At 40.2% G+C, this 16,072-nt stretch carries 14 protein-coding genes; 9 read left to right on the top strand and 5 right to left on the bottom strand.

The features are described 5' to 3' along the window. Positions 1-10: 10 nt before the first annotated feature. On the bottom strand, positions 11-502 hold the full coding sequence (locus tag E0409_RS11215; protein ID WP_131290917.1) for an Lrp/AsnC ligand binding domain-containing protein: 492 nt from the start codon (positions 500-502) through the stop codon (positions 11-13). A 118-nt stretch (positions 503-620) separates the two neighbouring features. Between E0409_RS11215 and putA the strand changes: the two genes are divergently transcribed. From putA to E0409_RS11195, 4 genes are all read left to right on the top strand, one after another. Then, positions 621-4,391, top strand: coding sequence for a trifunctional transcriptional regulator/proline dehydrogenase/L-glutamate gamma-semialdehyde dehydrogenase (gene putA / locus E0409_RS11210; RefSeq protein WP_131290915.1), 3,771 nt, complete (start codon positions 621-623; stop codon positions 4,389-4,391). A gap of 304 nt (positions 4,392-4,695) precedes the next feature. After that, positions 4,696-5,778, top strand: a complete 1,083-nt coding sequence (gene trmA / locus E0409_RS11205; RefSeq protein ID WP_131290913.1) for a tRNA (uridine(54)-C5)-methyltransferase TrmA — start codon at positions 4,696-4,698, stop codon at positions 5,776-5,778. A 251-nt stretch (positions 5,779-6,029) separates the two neighbouring features. Further along, complete coding sequence (locus E0409_RS11200) at positions 6,030-6,257, top strand: hypothetical protein (protein ID WP_067724629.1); 228 nt, start codon at positions 6,030-6,032, stop codon at positions 6,255-6,257. Between the two features lie 224 nt (positions 6,258-6,481). Then, positions 6,482-7,726 carry an outer membrane protein transport protein gene (locus tag E0409_RS11195; RefSeq protein WP_131290911.1) on the top strand — a complete coding sequence of 415 codons (1,245 nt, stop codon included), beginning with the start codon at positions 6,482-6,484 and terminating at the stop codon, positions 7,724-7,726. Positions 7,727-7,897: 171 nt separating this feature from the next. On the opposite strand, the gene E0409_RS11190 is transcribed toward E0409_RS11195, so the two are convergent. Beyond that, complete coding sequence (locus E0409_RS11190; RefSeq protein ID WP_131290909.1) at positions 7,898-8,656, bottom strand: phosphodiester glycosidase family protein; 759 nt, start codon at positions 8,654-8,656, stop codon at positions 7,898-7,900. A gap of 164 nt (positions 8,657-8,820) precedes the next feature. On the opposite strand from E0409_RS11190, the gene E0409_RS11185 reads away from it, so the two are divergent. Further along, entirely contained in the window at positions 8,821-9,357 is a 537-nt protein-coding gene (locus E0409_RS11185) for a lecithin retinol acyltransferase family protein (RefSeq protein ID WP_131290907.1), read from the top strand. Between the two features lie 190 nt (positions 9,358-9,547). Here E0409_RS11185 and E0409_RS11180 read toward each other — a convergent pair whose 3' ends face one another. Together E0409_RS11180 and E0409_RS11175 are read right to left on the bottom strand one after the other, a co-directional pair. Beyond that, the gene (locus E0409_RS11180) at positions 9,548-9,994 is read right to left on the bottom strand and encodes an SRPBCC domain-containing protein (protein ID WP_131290905.1); all 447 of its coding nucleotides are present in this window, start codon (positions 9,992-9,994) and stop codon (positions 9,548-9,550) included. A gap of 196 nt (positions 9,995-10,190) precedes the next feature. Continuing rightward, complete coding sequence (locus E0409_RS11175; protein WP_131290902.1) at positions 10,191-11,912, bottom strand: glutamine--tRNA ligase/YqeY domain fusion protein; 1,722 nt, start codon at positions 11,910-11,912, stop codon at positions 10,191-10,193. A gap of 166 nt (positions 11,913-12,078) precedes the next feature. Here E0409_RS11175 and E0409_RS11170 point away from each other — a divergent pair, with 166 nt between their 5' ends. The 3 genes from E0409_RS11170 (at position 12,079) to E0409_RS11160 (ending at position 14,036) form a co-directional block, all read left to right on the top strand. Beyond that, positions 12,079-12,588, top strand: coding sequence for a peptidylprolyl isomerase (locus tag E0409_RS11170; protein WP_131290900.1), 510 nt, complete (start codon positions 12,079-12,081; stop codon positions 12,586-12,588). Positions 12,589-12,722: 134 nt separating this feature from the next. Further along, the gene (locus E0409_RS11165) at positions 12,723-13,442 is read left to right on the top strand and encodes a UDP-2,3-diacylglucosamine diphosphatase (RefSeq protein ID WP_131290898.1); all 720 of its coding nucleotides are present in this window, start codon (positions 12,723-12,725) and stop codon (positions 13,440-13,442) included. A 174-nt stretch (positions 13,443-13,616) separates the two neighbouring features. Continuing rightward, positions 13,617-14,036 (top strand): hypothetical protein, encoded by a 420-nt coding sequence (locus E0409_RS11160; protein ID WP_131290896.1) that lies wholly within the window; start codon positions 13,617-13,619, stop codon positions 14,034-14,036. 72 nt (positions 14,037-14,108) lie between these two features. On the opposite strand, the gene hpaI is transcribed toward E0409_RS11160, so the two are convergent. Further along, a complete protein-coding gene (hpaI, locus tag E0409_RS11155) occupies positions 14,109-14,903 on the bottom strand; it encodes a 4-hydroxy-2-oxoheptanedioate aldolase (protein WP_131290894.1) in 795 nt (264 codons plus the stop codon). Positions 14,904-15,248: 345 nt separating this feature from the next. Here hpaI and nfsB point away from each other — a divergent pair, with 345 nt between their 5' ends. Further along, the gene (nfsB, locus tag E0409_RS11150) at positions 15,249-15,902 is read left to right on the top strand and encodes an oxygen-insensitive NAD(P)H nitroreductase (RefSeq protein WP_131290892.1); all 654 of its coding nucleotides are present in this window, start codon (positions 15,249-15,251) and stop codon (positions 15,900-15,902) included. Positions 15,903-16,072: the final 170 nt, after the last annotated feature.

Here is a 16,072-nt window from a genome sequence, read left to right as displayed (position 1 = left end):
TTTATTAATTCTATTTTTGCATTTTGGTTTTCAGATGAATCTTGGAGCTTTCTTTAATCACTTCCATTACCGGATAACTGCGTGTTTCTTTGATCCCAGGCAATTGCCAGAGCACCTGTCCTGAAATTTTTCGGAATTCTTCCATGCTGGCGCAGCGGATTTTCACCACAAAATCAAAACCGCCACTGATCATATGGCATTCCACAATTTCAGGATATTGCATGATCGCATCGGAAAACTCTTCCAACACATTAGGCGTGGTTTTATCCAGTAAGATTTCCACAAACACCACAAAACTGGCATTTAGCATGTCAGGATTGAGTTTCGCTTCATAGCCTAAAATAAAACCGTCTTTGGCTAATTTTTGCACCCGCGCCAGTGCTGCAGTGGCTGACAGATTGACTGCTTCAGCCAATTTGATATTTGAAATTCGTCCATCATTTTGCAGAATATCTAAAATTTTGATATCCGTTCTATCCAAACTAAAAATTGGGCTCGTCATCTGAATTATTCTCTAAAATGAATAAAAATTATAGTGAGTTATTCGGCATCCTTTCTGTAATCATAAATTATATAAGGTATTTGACTCAACAAAAAATTGGCAGTCACAGGATGTTGGCATGAATATGATGGATACAGAAACTCGCTTCGACGAAGCTAAACCTCACTTTGAATATATTACTGAATTCAAAGAAAAGAATGATTATGAAGTTGAGGTTAATACTGCCTGGCGCCGTGCTGAACCCGAGTGTGTTGAAAACCTGCTTGAATATAGCCAGATTTCTGAACAACTGAGTCAGCGTATTTATGATCTTGCCTTCAACTTGGCTCACACATTGCGTGAACGTAAAAGCACGAATGGCAAAGCCGGGATCGTACAGGGTTTATTGCAAGAATTTTCATTGTCCTCTCAAGAAGGCATCGCATTGATGTGTCTGGCAGAAGCCTTGCTTCGTATTCCGGACAGTGCGACACGTGACCTGCTGATTCGCGACAAAATCAATCAGGGTAACTGGAAAGAACATGTTGGACAAAGTAACCTGATGTTTGTCAATGCTGCGGCTTGGGGTCTCATGCTGACCGGCAAACTGATGGAAACGCCAAAACAAAAGAGTCTATCCAGTGTACTGACCGGGCTGTTAGCACGTAGTGGTCGCGGTATTATCCGTAAAGCGGTAGATGTGGCAATGCGGATGATGGGTGAACAGTTCGTTACTGGTGAAACCATTCAAGAAGCGCTAGAACATGCGGAACCTTTAGAAGATAAGGGCTTCCGATATTCCTATGACATGCTCGGTGAAGCTGCGCTGACTGAACATGATGCTGAACGTTATTATCAAGATTATAGCAATGCGATTCATGCCATCGGTCAAGCGTCACAAGACAAAGATGTTTATGACGGCCCTGGCATTTCGATCAAGCTGTCTGCCCTACATCCGCGCTATCAGCGTGCACAAATCAGCCGCGTGCATGACGAGCTGTATCCTAAAGTGCTGCAATTGGCAGAACTGGCAAAACGCTACAATATTGGTTTAAACATTGATGCAGAAGAATCTGAACGTCTGGAAATTTCTCTAGAATTATTAGAGCGTCTGTGTTTTGAGCCTAGCCTTGCCGACTGGAAAGGGATTGGTTTTGTGATTCAGGCCTATCAAAAACGTTGTTTCAACGTGGTTGATTACGTGGTGGATTTAGCAAAACGCAGTCAAAAACGTTTGATGATCCGTCTGGTTAAAGGTGCTTACTGGGATAGCGAGATCAAGAAAGCCCAGATTGATGGCATGACTGACTATCCGGTATTTACCCGTAAAGTACATACTGATTTATCGTATATTGCCTGTGCCAAAAAGCTCCTGGCTGCCCCAGAGCAGATTTATCCTCAGTTTGCGACGCACAATGCCCAAACTCTTGCCACGATTTACCATCTGGCCGATCCGAACCAATATTACAGCGGTCAATATGAGTTCCAGTGTCTGCATGGCATGGGCGAACCGCTATATGAGCAAGTGGTGGGCGATAAAATGGATAACAAACTGGGCGTGCCTTGCCGTATTTATGCACCAGTCGGCAATCATGAAACACTACTGGCCTATCTGGTAAGACGTTTACTGGAAAACGGAGCCAATACCTCTTTCGTCAATCGCATTGCAGATAAATCCTTAAAAATTGAAGATCTGATTGAAAATCCACGTGCTGAAATTTTGAAAAATGCCGCCAAAGAGTCACAGCTTGGTCAAAAGCATCCGGCTATTCCCCTCGCACCGGATTTATACGGCGATACTCGTCCAAACTCGGCCGGTCTAGACCTAGCCAATGATCACGAGTTAATGTTGCTGAATCAAACTGCACAAGATTTAAGTCAGCAGCAATGGCAAGCTCAGGCTTTGGGTAAAAACCTTGGTAGCGAAGATCATCTGACTGATGAACATTCAGCACTCATCACCATTTTAAATCCTGCAAATCACTCCGATGTCGTCGGCCATGTGCAAGAAACGAGTTCTGTACAAGTGAATTTGGCATTGGATCATGCCGTTAATGCACAAGCTGAATGGGCAAATACTCCTAAAGATATACGTGCCACGTACTTGCAACGCGCTGCGGACATCATGCAATCGCGTTTACGAGAATTGATGATTCTACTGTGTCGCGAAAGCGGTAAAACCTATGCCAATGCCATTGCAGAAGTTCGTGAAGCTGTCGATTTCCTGCGTTATTACGCTGCGCAAATGATCGATCTGGATGAAAATGTATTGATTCAACCACTCGGTCCCGTTTTATGTATCAGTCCATGGAATTTCCCATTGGCTATTTTCACCGGACAGATTGCAGCGGCGCTGGTTGCCGGAAATACCGTACTTGCCAAACCGGCTGAGCAGACACCGCTAATTGCCGCGCAAGCGATTCAAATATTATGGCAAGCCGGTATTCCTCAAGATGTTTTGCAACTGCTTCCCGGACAAGGTGAAACCGTCGGTGCGCAATTAAGTGGAGATGCGCGTATTCAAGGCATCATGTTTACCGGTTCAACTGATGTGGCTAAAATTTTGCAAAAGACCCTTGCGCATAGACTGAGTCCATCAGGTCGTCCAATTCCTTTAATTGCCGAAACAGGCGGTCAAAACGCCATGATTGTGGATTCATCTGCATTGACTGAACAAGTGATTCTGGATGTGGTGAGTTCGGCTTATGACAGCGCAGGGCAACGTTGCTCTGCCTTACGTGTGCTCTGCGTTCAGGAAGATAATGCCGATAGTGTCCTCAATATGCTGAAAGGCGCCATGCAACAACTGCGTGTCGGCAATCCGTTCCTGTTAAAAACCGATATCGGCCCTGTGATTGATGTGGAAGCACAAAGCAATATTCAAAAGCATATTGATCAGATGCGCGGCAAAGGCCATCCCGTCCATCAGTTCATGTTGAATACTAAACAGGATCAAGCTTTAAACGAAGGCACTTTCATTCCGCCGACTCTGATTGAATTACCAAATCTGGATGATTTGCAACGTGAAGTGTTTGGTCCAGTCCTGCATGTGATTCGTTATAAATATGGTCAATTAGAAAACTTGCTTGAACAGATCAATGCCAAAGGTTATGGACTCACCATGGGACTACACACCCGTATTGATGAAACCATTCAAACCGTGATTGCACATGCTGAAGTCGGTAACTTATATATCAACCGTAATATTGTCGGGGCTGTGGTCGGCGTTCAGCCCTTTGGCGGTGAAGGATTATCTGGTACCGGTCCTAAAGCGGGCGGTCCGATTTATCTGTACCGTTTAATGCAGCACTGCTCTGCTAAAAAACTGGCAACTCCTTTTGCAACTCAATCAATAAAAACACAGCCAGCGCATCAGCCTTTATACGAGATATTTTACACTTGGGCTGAAAAAACTTTTCCTTACTATCCTCTGAAGCCTTGCCCTGCTTTTTGCTCTGGCCATCATTATGAATTGCAAGGGCCGACCGGTGAAAGCAATCAATATGTGGTATTACCAAGAAAACGTGTGCTTTCTTTAGCGGATCAGGAACAGGATCAGATTCAGCAATTGGCTGCAATTTTTGCGGTCGGCAGTCAGCCTGTGGTTCTGGCTGAAAATACTTTTGTGCTCAAATATCTTTCTAAAATGCCAAAAGAAGTTGCACAGCGTTTTGCCGTGATCCAGAACATTGAAACAGATGATTTTGATGCCGTACTACATCACGGTACCAAAGCCCAACTGCAAAAGTTGCAACATCAGATTGCTGCACGTTCCGGTGCGATTATTGTCATCACCCATTTGCAGCCGCTTGACTACGATATTCCATTAGAACGATTGGTGATTGAGCGCGCGATCAGCATCAATACCGCAGCAGCAGGAGGAAATGCCAGCCTGATGACCTTAACTTAAGGTTAAATTTAAAAGCTGAATTTCTGCATTTCATTCTATAAATCAATGTTTTTCCTCTTTACCAAGTCAACCGCTCCCTGGTCAGGTTGGCTTGGTTTTTTTTATATTTAATCCCCAAACTCAGCGATGCTTTAGTAAATTGATGGGGCAAGCTTTAAATGGCTAGAAATAAGTAATCTAAAGATCGACCTAAAATTTCAGCACAAATGATATTTCTGCCGCTGATATGGGCAATAAGTTTAGTCATCTGATTCAAACTTTGTTACCATCCCTGTTTTCAATGTGTTTGTGATTTTTACTGCATATGACTTCAGCTTATCAGTTACAACTTGATGCCAAGATTGCACGTATTTCTGCTCAATTTGCCGAGTTTAATCCCCCTTCTTTAGAAGTATTTCCTTCGCCTGAACAAAACTTCCGTATGCGCGCAGAATTCCGTATTTGGCATACTGACGACGATATGTTTTATGCGATGTTTGAACGCAGCGAAGATAACCAGAAACAAGTGATTCGCATTGACGAATTCCCGATTGCAGATAAAAGCATTAATCAACTGATGCCTGTTTTGCTGCAAGAACTGAAAAGCAATCCGGTATTGTCTAAACGCTTATTTGAAGTTCACTTTCTGGCGACTTTAAAAGGCGAAATGCTGGTGTCCATGATTTATCGTTGCCCGCTGGATGCCGAATGGGAAAGCTTGGCCAAACAATTGGCTGAAAAACTGAATATCAAATTGATTGGTCGTAGCCGCGGTCAGAAAGTGGTATTAAGCGATGAATTTGTGGTTGAAGAACTGCAAGTATTTGATCGTACTTACAAATACAAGCAAATCGAAAGCAGCTTTACCCAGCCGAATGCACAAGTCTGCCAAAAGATGCTGGAATGGGCATGCAATGCGGCTGAACAGTCAGATAAAGATTTACTTGAATTGTACTGTGGTAATGGTAACTTCACCCTGCCGCTATCAACCAAGTTCAACCGCGTACTGGCAACTGAACTGGCTAAATCATCTGTTTATGCGGCGCAGTGGAATATTGAGCAAAACCAGATTGATAATATTCAGGTGGCACGTTTATCTGCTGAAGATTTCACTCAAGCCTATAATGGTGAACGTGAATTCCGCCGCTTGCAGGAAGCTGAGATTGATATCTCAAGCTATGACTTCGATACGGTATTTGTTGATCCACCGCGTGCGGGTATTGATGATGAAACTTTAAAACTGATCCAACGCTTTAAACGTATCATTTATATTTCATGTAATCCTGACACCCTAGAAGACAACTTGAAGACCTTATCAACCACGCATAAAATTACCAAATTTGCGATGTTTGACCAGTTCCCGTATACCCATCATGTAGAGTCAGGTGTGTTACTGGAAAAGATTTAAACAATTTATTTCATTGTTAATTTTGTATAGGTTGTTGCCTAAATGAAGCTCCGATGAGCTTCATTTTTATTTCATTGGGAATTAATCATTTATAAACAATTCTGAATAGTAAATCTCATAATATCGTTAAACTTGCTACCTATCATCGGAAAATTTAAAGTTCAAATGCTGCTTTTATCACTGACATAGGCTTGTATTATTTAGGAAATTGGATATATTTCGATCTATGTTAAGTTGCGTAAGAAGGCTCTATGAGTTTTTGGCAAAAGCTGTTTTCTGCTAATCAACAGCAAAACGAACACAAGAATCAAATCTCGTGTGTCGAAAATGATTGCTCTTGTAAATCGAATGAACAATTGATCCAAGCTTTAGCAAAAGCGACAGATGAAGATGTCATCATTGGAATTAAAAAGGTTCTAGCTTCCCGAGGTTATAGCCGTAAAGAGTTAAACGAATTACAGCACCTACCACTCCAATAGTAGAGTCTGACAAAAAGGCATTTGGTTCACTAAATGCCTTTTTTATGTGCCTGTCAAAACTGTTTATTTTTAGATTTTAATACTTCGAAACACACTTCTGTTCATTAATCCAGAAATCTCTGTTCCCCTCTATTTAAAAGTGCTTTACTCATAGCTGAAGTATTTTAACAAATAAAATAAGCCTGACTTAAGAATAAAAATTAGTCTAATCAAAAGGAAAATATATGGAATGGTATTATCCTAGACTGGCAATATTATGCAGCCTTATATCAAGTCATAGCCTGGCCGCAGCAATGGATCAATCCGGACAATCCCTGTTGCCTTTTCTCGAAGCCGGGCATTATTTTGAAGCCTCCATTACCGCTGCAGATCCTGAAGTGTCAGGGCACACTTTAGGTACACGTTCAGATCTGATCAATTCAGGGGTTGATGACTATTCAACAGATAAGATTAGCCAGAATTTCCAATACTACGGTGCCGCACTTAAACTTCAATTAAAACCAGAACTCTCTTTCGGTATCCTTTACGATCAGCCATTTGGCTCAGACCTTCAATATCCACTCCAGGACAATGGCAGTTTTTCTGATCCGACTCTCAGTAAACAAGGTACACAAATCAATGTGGATACCCAAAATCTCAGTCTAATTTTAGGCTATCAACCCCTTAAAAACTTCAATCTTTATGCCGGACCCGCCTTTCAAACCATTAAAGGTCATGTTTCACTTCGCGGATTGGTTTATGAGGAATTTAATGGCTATAACGCTATTTTCAAGGAAGATGCTGCCATCGGCTGGCTGGCGGGTTTTGCTTACCAGCGGCCTGACATTGCATTAAAAGCTGCATTGACCTATCACTCCAAAATTGATCACAAAATCAATGTCACCGAAAATGTGTTAGGAACACCGCTGCTTTTGGTTGATGAAACTAAAACTAAAATTTCCACACCTCAGTCTGTCAACCTCGATTTTCAAACGGCGATTACCCTCAGTACTTTGCTTTACTTCAATCTTCGTTGGGTCGACTGGAAAGATTTTGTGATCCGCCCAACCCAATTCGGTGCATTATCTCAACTAGCAACGACGACAATGAGTAGTGGAACTTATACCTCTGGATTCAATCTGGATGATTATCAAAAGAATCAGTGGAGTGCGACTGTCGGTGTCTCAAAAAAATGGACTCAGCAATGGTCTAGCGCTTTTGATATCGGCTGGGATTCCGGCACAGGCGATCCTGCATCAATCCTAAATCCAACCAAAGGCTATTGGGGAGTTGGTTTAGCAATGCAGTACAATCCCGAACCCAATTACTTTATTTCAGGCGAAGTTAAATACTTTTGGTTGGGAGATGTAACGGCACAGGATGGAACCTATTATTTACCCCTTCCAGGCGTTTCAGAAGCGTCAAAAGTGGGGGAATTCGATAACAATCATGCCATAGGCTATGGTTTAAAAATTGGATATCATTTTTAACTTGTCAATGATCTCATTCAGTTAAAAGTGAAATATGGGTTTATACTTCGTTCTAGGTAAAAGATTTACAAAATAAAAATCGTGCTTAAAATTATTCCGAATTAATGGAGTCATAATAAAAAGAGTTAAAATAACAACGTACATAAACAGATAATTTTAAGACTTAACAGCTTAGTTTTTTTGACAGTGGTGTTCATCGACATAAGCAATCATAGGACCAAGATTAAAATCTGAATCTGCACGTTTTAACTGTGGGATATATGCACTTGATATTGAGCCATCCAGGTACAACGCATTCTGTACGTTTAATTCTTGTTTGAAAAATTGTGCAAATTGATAAAAATTCACAGCAGTATGACTAATTACAAAATACAGGGTTTGATCTTTAATCCCCACCCCATTACGAATTTCCAATGAGTCCGAATGCTCTAAAAATTGCGGGTTTATTTTTCCATTAATCACCAGCATTGGTCCAGATTGCGTCGCATAATCCGCATTAAACTTTAGCTTTGAGTAGTCATCTGTGGTTGTAATCAGGCTTTTATTTTGATTCCAAGCCAACACACCATTCGGCTGAATATGAAAATTACCGAAGCCTTGTTTTACCCTGTTTAATTTCTGCTTTTGTTGTGATGCTTCTATGTATAAACCGACTGCAGAATAATCTGGGTGATACATCCCGGCATTCATTGCAAATAATAATTTTTCACAAGAGTTTAATTGCTTCTGAACGGCATCAAATTTATGCAGTGGTTGATTGGTTTTAGCATCATTTAAAAATAAACGTAAGTTTTGAGGCTGTGTGATCTTTACCACATCTACCTTAAAAACATCCTCTTGCCAATGTTCCGAGTAAACTTCCGCATAAGTTAATGAGGTCAAATTTAAAGCGAAAATTACGCTATATTTTAAGAAAAATAGATGCTTCATTTTTTATCTTCCCCCAATGACTTAGGCATAAGCTGAAAATTTTATACAATGATGTAGTTTTTATAAAGATAGTCATTAAGCTTAGTGAAATAGTCGATTCTTTCATAAAGAAGCAGTAAACTACGTCAACAAATACATGTATAACTTTATTGATTAAGTTTGCGATGCGACAGCAGAAAATCCGATTTCCTTTAGGGACACATCTTATCGTTAAACACTTAGGCTATTCCCATCATGGCATATATGCAGGGCGTGGCCGGGTGATTCATTACTCGGGTTTTGCCCATTTATTTAAAAAACGCCCAATTGAGATCACCTCACTGGAAAAATTCAGTTTCGGCAAAACCATTATTGTTCAACACTACAACAATCCAAAATTTAGGGGGCGTAAAGTCATACGGCGTATGCGTTCACGTATGAACGAAAACAACTATCATCTGATTATTAATAACTGTGAACATCTGTGCACTTGGGCAATTACCGGTGTTGAAAGTAGCCCACAAGTCATTCGCATGATGAACCGTCTGACCACGATTGGTTACGTCAGTTCCATCATGAGTTATATGAACAGCATGTTGCTGACCATCACCACCACCTGTTTTGCTCTGGTGTTGTACATCAAGAAAAAATTACGTGATAAAGCAAAAAAACGTCTGCCGCCCTCTTTATTATTAAAAGAACCTGAACAGAAAAATCCCTAATTTTGAGTTCAGCCAATTGATAATTTTAAAGATAAAAAAGCCCCATTTGAATGGGGTATGAAAAGAACTGAAAAGATGTGCTGCTCAACTCGTGTTATTCAACCGTAAAATGTATAAAAATAAGCATAATAATAATTTTAATTTTGCTCAGTTGATAAAATGCTTATCTTCAAAAAATTTCTCAAAACCTTTAATCAAATGGTGGAAGTCTATCATTGACCAAGTTCAGTTGTGCACCATACTCCAAGTAGGCTTTAGCACCATCTAAAAGCATGGTGAAATCATTGGTATGTTTAATGACAAAAGCAATTAACTCTGAACCCTCTAAAGGAATTTCGTAGTTACGGATTCTAAGATAGGTTTCGTTCTCGGATATTTTCTCAAAAATAAAATCTACTGTAGACGTTGGCTCGCCCCACTTGATCTGGATTAATTGATTATTAATCAACTGTTCCACAAAAACACTGATCGTCACCTCATATTTTTCCCAATACCAATCTACGTTTTTATTTTCCATTAAATGTCCCGTAGAGGAAGTAAACCAAAACTTGCTGGTGATTTCAGGATCGATAAAGGCATTGAACACCTCAGCAACCGGTTTTCGAATTAACATCTGGGTTTCTATAACGACGCTCATTTTTATTACCCTCAGCTTTTTCTTATAGTGATAGCATAATTGCTTTCTGATTGAATATTATCTTTATGCTAATAGATGTAGCCAATCAACAATTATAAATAAAATCACACAATAAACATGACTTGTTCAAAACTAGCTTTATCAAACAAAAAAGCCCAACCGAAGTTGAGCTTTTTTAAATTAAACCGCAAGTAAATTATTTACCTGGCTTAAAGCTATCTTTTAAGTCCAAAATACGATTAAACACCGGTTTATCGCTGGTGTGATCATATTGATCTGCCACGAAATAACCTTCACGTTCAAACTGGAAACGATCTTCAGGTTGAGCCTCTGCCAAAGCAGGTTCAATCATTGCTTGAAGTACAGTTAAAGACTCTGAGTTTAAGTTCGCAAGGAAATCATCATCTGCATCTGGAGCAGCTTCAGTAAACAAACGATCATAAACACGGACTTCAGCAGGCACACCTTTGATTGCAGATACCCAATGAACCACGCCTTTCACTTTACGACCTTCAGGATTTTTACCTAAAGTTTCAGGGTCAATTGAACATTTCAGTTCAACCACTTCACCATTGGCATCTTTAATCACTTCGTCGCATTTAATCACATAGGCATGACGTAAACGCACTTCACCTTGTGGAATTAAACGCTTAAAGCCTTTAGGCGGTACTTCTTCAAAGTCTTTACGATCGATATAAATTTCTTTAGATAAAGGAATAATACGATCGCCCATGTCTACGTTCGGATGACGTGCATGGCTTAAGTCCATATCCTCAGGCAAGTTAGTTAACGTTACTTTCAGTGGATTTAACACTGCCATACCACGAGCAGCGGTATTTTCAAGCGATTGACGAATACAGAACTCAAGCATTGCGACATCCACAATACCATCGGTTTTAGACACACCAACGCGCTTACAAAATTCACGTAAACCTTCAGCAGTAAAACCACGACGGCGCATACCGACTACAGTTGGCATACGTGGATCGTCCCAACCATTGACATGATTGCCTTCAACCAATTTACGCAATTTACGTTTAGAGGTAATGGTGTAATCGATGTTTAAACGGCTTGATTCGTACTGATGCGGAACAGCTGGCGATTTAACTTTCTCAACCACCCAGTCATAGAACGGACGGTGATCCTGGAATTCCAGAGTACACAGTGAGTGCGTAATGCCTTCAATCGCATCTGATAATGGATGCGCATAGTCGTACATTGGGTACATTTTCCATTTATCACCTGTTTGGTGATGTTCAGAATGCAGTACACGGTACAAAATAGGATCACGCATATGCACGTTTGGAGATGCCATATCAATTTTGGCACGCAGTACCGCTTGCCCTTCGCCAAGCTCACCATTACGCATTTGTTCAAAACGCGCCAGATTTTCTTCTACTGAAGCATCACGATAGGGTGAGTTTTTACCCGGTTCTACGAAATTACCGCGGTTGAGTTTAATTTCTTCAGGCGTTTGCAAATCAACATAAGCATCGCCTTGTTCAATCAATTGTACTGCCCAAGTGTACAGTTGATCAAAATAGCTTGATGCATAGCGAGGTTCACCATTCCAGTTAAAACCTAACCATTTTACGTCGTTGGCAATACCATCTACATATTCTTGTTCTTCTGCATCTGGATTGGTATCGTCAAAACGCAGGTTACATACGCCATCAAATTCTTGGGCAATACCAAAATTCAGACAAATGGCTTTTACGTGGCCAATATGCAAATAACCATTTGGTTCTGGCGGGAAACGTGTCACCACTTGTTGTGTACGGCCTGCTGCTAGATCATCAGTAATCACTTGGCGTACAAAGTCTAAGCCAGGCTGTTGTTCTTGCTGCGCAGCATCGACAGATTGATTTTGAGTTGTCGGGTTATTTGGCAGGGATGAAACAACATCATTCGGCTTCATAGTTGATAAATCACTTCTATAAGATAAAATAGGATAATTAAAACGCTTTTCTCAGTTTTTAACAAAGAAAATAACGTTTTTGCTTGCCTTGTAGTTTACAGTTTGCTTATGCTTCTCTCAACCAAAAACCCATGGCTTTTTTTGTCCATGATTAGGAGATTATAGAATGAGTTTTCCTCAAGTCGAATTAAACACCAATAAAGGACGTATTGTTCTTGAATTAAACTCTGAAAAAGCACCTAAGACTGTTGCTAACTTTTTAGAATATGTTCGTGACGGTTTTTATGATGGCGTGATTTTTCACCGTGTAATTGAAAACTTCATGATCCAGGGCGGCGGCATGGATGAAAACTTCAAAGAAAAAGCAACTCGCGATTCTATTGAAAATGAAGCTGACAACGGTTTAAGCAATGACGAAGGTACGATCGCTATGGCGCGTACTCAAGCGCCTCATTCTGCTTCTGCTCAGTTCTTCATTAACGTAAAAAACAACTCTTTCCTTAACCACTCTGGTAAAACAGCACAAGGTTGGGGTTATGCAGTATTTGGTAAAGTCGTTGAAGGCATGGATGTTGTTGACGCAATTAAAGGCGTTCGTACAGGTAACCGTGGTTACCACGCTGACGTTCCGCTAGAAAATGTTGTAATCGAATCTGCTAAAATTATTTCTGAATAAAATCTCCCTAAATCCCTCTTTATAAAAGAGGGACTTTCCACCCTAAAAAGTTGGAATAAAACCTAACTTTTGAAATGGGTACTCCTCCCTTTGAAAAAGGGAGGCTGGGAGGGATTCTATAAAAAGGAAAATAAGTGACCTATCTGTTTATCGCTGATTTACATTTGTCACCTGAACACCCTCGACTCGTTCGGGGGTTTTTGGATTTATTGGCACACTATAAAAATCAAGACACCCAGCTTTATATTTTAGGAGACTGGTTTAACGCATGGATTGGTGATGACTACTCTGCCCCATGGTTAGATGAAATTGTCAGCGCTCTGCAAGACTTTACCCAAGCCGGTAATCAGGTTTACTTTCAAGTCGGCAACCGTGACTTTGCACTCGGTCAACGTTTTTTAAAGCAGTTTAATGGCTCACTCTTAGCGGATATAGATCAGTTAAAGATTGGTAAGCTTAATATTCGTCTTGAACATGGCGACCTGCTTTGCACCGATGATGTGTCCTACCAGAAATTCCGTAAAATTATTCGTAATCCGTTCCTTTTAGGTTTTCTTAAAAGCACGCCATTAAGTTTTAGACAAAAACTGGCCAATGGTTTCCGTAAAAAAAGTGCAGAAACCAAGCAAGTAAAATCTTATAAGATTATGGATGTGAATCAACAAGCCGTTGAACAATCATTGCAATCGGTGGATTTACTGATTCATGGACATACCCACCGCCCTAATATCCATAATGAAAATGGTAAATCACGTATTGTTTTAGGCGACTGGCGTGAACATGAAGCACAAATTTTAGAAATTGATCCCGAACAGCTTAATCAAACATTAGAATTAAAAACTTGGACTTATTAATTTTAGCGACTCCAGCCATTTTGATCGAATAAAAGCGAATTCATTTACAGCGCATCAAGAGCATCACAATTGTTGTTTATTTATACTGAATATAATCAACTGATCCAATCGTTTCTTGATTTGTGAAACAATTCAAACATAATCAGCATCTATCATTTAATTTTAGAGATCTCCATGTCTGATTTTAGCAATATCACCGTGACCCATCATGACGACGGCAAAGTTTCACTTTTAATCGATGGAAAGCCTGTTTCCGAGCGTTATGGCGTGCAATTTGAAAGTAATATTGTGGATGAATTAAAAGCACTGGAAGATGGTAAAGCACTTAAATTATTTGACCAGTTTATCTTCTCACATGCCGATTTAAATTTTGAACATGCTTATAGCTACGTAACGTGTATGGTTAAAGCTGACTCTAATTACAAAGTAGTGTGTAACTTTGTTTATAGAATTACTGCTGCCGACCAACCCCCTATGGAACACGTGATTACCAAGCAAGGTCAGCCCATGACTCCAGAAGACATCCGTGAATTCATTAACAAGCATGTTGCAATGTCATTGAATGACTATACCGATTTAAAATACGCCTATTAATAAAAAAGCCCCTGCTCGATGAAAAGTAGGGGCTTTTTGTCAGTTTAAATAATGTGGAACAATTATTTAAAATTAATATCCATCCGAAACTTGAGGGATATCTGCCCCAGTTTTATATTTGGCCAATAATTCACGCAGCGACTGCATCAATACACTGGTATCTACGCCCACTGCCACAAACTCGGTTCCGAGTTCCAAATATTGCTGCGTGGCTTCATGTTGGGTCGATAAAATTCCGGCTGCCTTACCCGCTGCACGAATACGGGTAATGGCATCAACCACGGCTTTTTGCACTTCAGGATGGTTTGGATTGCCCTGATAACCCATGGTGGCAGACAAATCGACAGCCCCAATAAAGACCCCATCAATACCATCAACTTTTAAAATTTCATCCAGGTTTTCCAAACCAGTGACCGATTCGATTTGTATCAGCAAACAAATATTTTCATGCGCTGTTTGATAATAATCCGGAATACTGTTCCAACGTGTGGCACGTGCCAGAGCTGCACCTACGCCACGGATGCCTTCAGGTGGATAACGCACTGCTTTGACCATCAATTCTGCTTGCTCGACAGTTTCCACCATCGGAATCAATAAGGTTTGTGCGCCAATATCCAACAATTGTTTAATCAGTTGCACACTGCCAATCGGTGGGCGCACCACGGCTTGCGAAGGATAAGCTGCAATACTTTGCAGTTGCGAAAGCGTGGTTCTTAAATCACTGGGTGCATGTTCACCATCAATCAATAACCAGTCGTATCCGGCATTGGCTGCAATTTCAGTAGCGTAGGCATCTGCCAAACCGACCCATAACCCAATTTGCTGTTGGGTTTTTAGTTTTCTTTTAAAGTGATTGCTAAAGTCCATACGTCTGCTCTCGGAATGGTCATACATTTTACTTAATATTGATTAAACGCCATTTTTCTAAAAGTACCAATATCGAAAACATATTTCTTGATCTGCTAAAACTCTTAATTTATTGAAAATGCCCATCCTTCATTTTATAAAATCATGGATGACAGTTGAAACTTAAGCTAAACAAGATACCAATACTGCCTTATATAAAGTGTAATAAATTAAGTGAAGCATGGTATTTACTATACATACTTTTTTATCATGCCAAAGTCTAAAACGAGATCCATGTGTTATAAACCATTTGGATAGCACTTCAGGTAAAATGACAGACATAATTTATAAGTGGAGTAATCATTCATGGATCTTTTAAACGTCTCGAAAACCCGTTATACCACCAAAGCCTATGATCCTATTCGAAAAATTCCTAAGGAACAGGTTGCACGTTTATTAGAAATCTTACGTTTGACTCCATCTTCTATCAACATTCAACCTTGGCATTTTTTTATTGCTGACCATCAAGCGGCTAAAGAACGGATCGCCAAAGCATTGGTTGGGAAATATGCTTATAACGCACCTAAAGTTCTAGATTCATCGCATACCATTTTGTTCTGTACTAAAGCCGATATCAGCGAACAGCATTTAGATAACTTGCTCACTCAAGATGACATCAGTGGTCGCTTTAAAGATGAACAAGCCAAACAGGGACAAAAAGACAGCCGCTCCGGTTATGTCAATTATTATCGCAATGAAAAAGGTGATATCCAGCGCTGGGCGGAAAATCAAACCTTTATTGCCTTAGGTCAAATTCTATTAGCTGCTGGAATTGAAGGCATTGATGCAACGCCCATTGGTGGATTTGATGAACAAATCATCAATGATGAATTGCAGTTAACTGAGAAAGGCTTGATCCCTTCGGTATTACTGACACTGGGTTATCGTAGTGAAAATGATTTCAATGCCAAACTGCCAAAATCCCGTCTAGACAAAGAACAGATTTTCACTCAGCTTTAATTAACGATTCATTACAATAAAAGGGGGTTTCAACCACTGCTGTCCCATAGTTTGATTTAAATAAAAAAACCTGAGTCCGAACAGTTAAAATATGAGTGCAAACAAACACTTTAACGACCAGGATTCAGGTTTTGTCACATCAGAATACCGTATTTCATCAGTTAATTAAA

The organism is Acinetobacter sp. ANC 4862 (assembly GCF_004336635.1).
Lineage (GTDB): Bacteria > Pseudomonadota > Gammaproteobacteria > Pseudomonadales > Moraxellaceae > Acinetobacter.
The sequence above is the reverse complement of the archived record's forward strand: the minus strand, read 5'-3'. Positions and strand labels throughout refer to the sequence as shown.